We start from the raw sequence: 2,254 nt of genomic DNA, 5'->3' as shown, positions 1-2,254 counted from the left end.
CCGTGATCGATGGCGTGCAGGTCGATATGCCGCAGCGAACATCGCGAGTTCCGTCAGCAAAGCCCGGGGCGTCGGCTTTTATTCCTGTCGTTGCCGCTGCAGCCGTCTGCGAGCTGGCACCTGTGCCCACACGACCCATGACGATTGCGTTGCACGTGCGCTTACCAAACGGCGTGCAGGTCGATCTGGGCGAAGCCCAGCTGGAGGAGTTGTCAGCGATCGTTCAGATGCTGGGGAGGCTAACGTGTTCCGGTTCGACGAAAATCTGAAGGTGTACCTGCACCGCGATCCCGTCGATTTCCGGTACGGCATGAACAGCCTGTCGATTCTCGTCGAGCAGGCGATGCGCCTGAACCCGATGGATTCCTCGCTCTACGTGTTTACCAACCGGCGATGCGATCGCATCAAGATCCTGGGCTGGCAGGACAACGGTTTCTGGTTGATGCTCAAAAGACTTGAAGCCAATGATCGCTTCGTCTGGCCAGATGGCAAAAGCGGGGTCGTGACATTGACCGTCGAACTGCTGCACTGGCTTCTCGGGGGTGCCGACATCGCGGCGCTCCAGCGGCATCCGAAGAGACATTATGCGCGTGTGAGCTGAACACGTGGTCTGCATACTGGTCTAAGCGGTATGCCGATGAACGTGACCATCGACGCCGACGAACTCAAGACGCTGCTCGCGATTCGCGAGGCGTATGGTTCACTGCAACTCGAGCACGAGGAGGTCCGTGGTGCGTTACGTCTGGTGACCGCGGAGCGCGACCTGGCCGAAGAGCGGCTGCGTGCTTACCGTCGCGAGCTGTTCGGCGCAAAGAGCGAAGCGCGCGACTCGGACCAACCCGGCCTGTTCAACGAAGCCGAAGTGCTCGGCACGAACGCGACACCCGCGCAGGAAGACACGCCTGCAACCGTGATCGCCGCACACACACGCAAGAAGCGCGGTCACCGAAAGCCACTCGATCCCAATCTGCCGCGCGAAGTCGTTCGGCACGAACTTCCCGAAGCCGAACGCTTCTGCAACCACGACGGCCATGCACTCGTCGAGATCGGCGTCGAAACGAGCGAGCAGCTCGACGTGATTCCCGAACAGCTTCGCGTCATCCAGCACCAGCGCGTCAAGTATGCCTGCCCGTGCTGCGATCTTGGCATCAAGGTTACGCCGGCGCCGCTGCGCATCATCCCGCGTGGACTGTTGACGGAATCGGCGCTCGCGTGGGTCGCCACCGGCAAGTATCAGTTCGGCATGCCGATCTATCGCCAGGCGGGCCTGCTGCGACGCTTCGGTGGCGACATCTCGTCGAACACGCTCGCCGCGAGCATGGTCCGCGTCGGTCTCGCGACGCAGCCCGTCATTAATCTGATGCGCGACGCGCTGCTCGATGCTGACGTGATCTACTGCGACGAGACGACGTTCCAGGTCCTGAAGGAGAAAGGGCGCAAGCCGCAAACGAAGAGTTATCTCTGGGCGCAGATGACTGGATCTGGAACACCCATTCGCTGTTATGCCTACACGGCGGGTCGCGGCGCGAAGCTGGCCGACAAACTGTTCGCCGGCATCCGCAAGGGCGCGGTTCTGATGACCGATGGATACGAGTCCTACAACGGCATCGCACAACAGTATCAGCTCGTGCATCTCGGATGCTGGGCTCACGCGAGACGGTATCTGATCAAGGCCGAAGATAGCGTGCCCAAGGCAGCACGCTCGCCCAACCTGCTCGCGACGCGCTTCATCAAACTGATCGGCAAGCTGTTCGCCGCCGAAGCGCGCAGTGAAACGTGGACGGCCGAACGACGACAGCGATTGCGACGACGATACAGTGCACGCGTGCTCGACGCCATCGAAAAGCTGATGCTCGAACAGACACCCGGCGTCGTGCCTCAAAGCTTGCTCGGAAAGGCGCTGACCTATCTGCACGGGCAGTGGCCCAAGCTGATCCGTTACGTCGAGAACGGCAACTGGCCCATATCGAACAACCCCTGCGAAAATTCCATTCGCCCGTTTGTCGTTGGACGCCGCTCATGGCTCTTCGCCGACACCGTTGACGGCGCGAACGCGAGTGCCAATCTCTACACGTTGGTCGAAACCTGCCGCGCTAACGGCATCGACCCATATCGCTACCTCACCTGGCTCTTTCAACGCCTCCCACTGGCGAAGACCGTCGACGACTACGACGCGCTGTTGCCATGGAAGATGCCCGCCGATCTCCGCTGACCCTTCTCCATACCACACCATTTACGCCTCAGAGTACCTCTG

Annotated in this window: 2 protein-coding genes and 1 pseudogene; all 3 read left to right on the top strand. The window is 61.0% G+C overall.

Annotated elements, in window-relative coordinates:
• Positions 1–269: pseudogene (locus EVC45_RS46430) on the top strand (IS66 family insertion sequence element accessory protein TnpB); the annotation flags it as partial.
• On the top strand, positions 245–601 hold the full coding sequence (gene tnpB / locus EVC45_RS44235; protein ID WP_129964315.1) for an IS66 family insertion sequence element accessory protein TnpB: 357 nt from the start codon (positions 245–247) through the stop codon (positions 599–601). The pseudogene EVC45_RS46430 and the gene tnpB, both read left to right, overlap by 25 nt.
• Positions 602–631: 30 nt before the next feature.
• Positions 632–2,212, top strand: coding sequence for an IS66 family transposase (locus EVC45_RS44230; RefSeq protein ID WP_129964314.1), 1,581 nt, complete (start codon positions 632–634; stop codon positions 2,210–2,212).
• Positions 2,213–2,254: the final 42 nt, after the last annotated feature.

The sequence above is a fragment of the Paraburkholderia sp. UYCP14C genome, from assembly GCF_004197395.1.
Lineage (GTDB): Bacteria > Pseudomonadota > Gammaproteobacteria > Burkholderiales > Burkholderiaceae > Paraburkholderia.
This window is presented reverse-complemented; position numbering and strand designations above follow the sequence as displayed.